Source organism: Micromonospora sp. RTBAU3-60, assembly GCF_054963695.1.
The window spans coordinates 1-1,146 of sequence record NZ_JBUEGB010000181.1; the positions used below are offsets into that span (position 1 = coordinate 1).

The window sequence follows — 1,146 nt, forward strand, 5'->3', positions numbered from 1 at the left end:
CCACCCTGGACGTGCCGGATTGGACCGCCCGGTACGGGGTGCGGGTCGATTCGTGGCGGCTGCCGGCCGCGCAGTCCAAACGCGACGCCCTCGCCATCGCATACGGGCAGGACGGGTTCACCCTGTTGGAGGCGGTCTACGCGGCGGACGCGCCGCACTGGCTCGCCGAGATTCCCGCGGTGGAGGTGCTGCGGCAGGTTCTGGTGCAGAACTATGTGGTCGTGGTGGACCGGCGGGGGCGGGAGGTGATCTGTCGGCGGGAGGCGGATGTGCATGGTCTCCCGCCTGGCAGATGCCGGATCACCTCCCCGTACGACACCGACGCGCGTCGCGGCGGCAAGCGGGACCTGTTCTGGACCGGGTACAAGGTGCACGTCAGCGAAACCTGCACCGACGAGCAGTCCCGCGAGGAGCAGGGCGGGCTGCCGTTGCCGAACATCATCACCAACGTGTCCACCACCGACGCCGCCGTGCCGGACGCGGCAATGACCACCCCGATCCACGAGGACCTGGCACGCCGCGGCCTGCTGCCGGCCGAGCACCTGCTCGATTCCGGCTACCCCTCCGCCGACCTGCTGGTCGAGTCCGCCGACCGGTTCGGCATCCGACTGGTCACTCCGATGTTGGTCGACGTGTCCGCCCAGGCCCGCGCCGGGGCCGGCTACGACGCCACCCGCTTCGAGGTGGATTTCGACACCGGCACGGTGACCTGCCCCCAGGGCCGCACCAGCAGCATGTGGAGCCCGGCCCGGCAACGCGGCACCGAAACGATCGTGGTCAAGTTCGACACCGCCACCTGCCGCACCTGCCCGGCCAGATCCCAGTGCACCACCGCCACCCGTGGTGGCCGGCAGTTGACCGTCCGCCCCCGCCGCGTCCACCAAGCCCTGGCCGAGGCCCGGACCCGGCAGACCACCAAGGCCTTCGCCCGCACCTACCGGCTCCGCGCGGGGGTGGAAAGCACCATCCGGCAAGCCGTCGCGGTCACCGACACCCGCCACGCCCGCTACCGCGGCCTACCGAAAACCCACCTGCAACACGTGGCCAGCGCCGCCGCGCTCAACCTCATCCGCCTGGATGCCTGGTTCAACGACGCACCCCTCGACCGCACCAGAACCAGCCACCTCGCCCGCCTGGACCTGGCCC

The 1,146-nt window shown here is 71.2% G+C and carries 1 protein-coding gene; it reads left to right on the forward strand.

Annotation, left to right across the window (positions count from 1 at the left end; translation table 11 throughout):
• A partial coding sequence (locus ACY34I_RS40430) for a transposase (protein ID WP_462760835.1) occupies positions 1-1,146 on the forward strand: 1,146 nt, incomplete at both ends.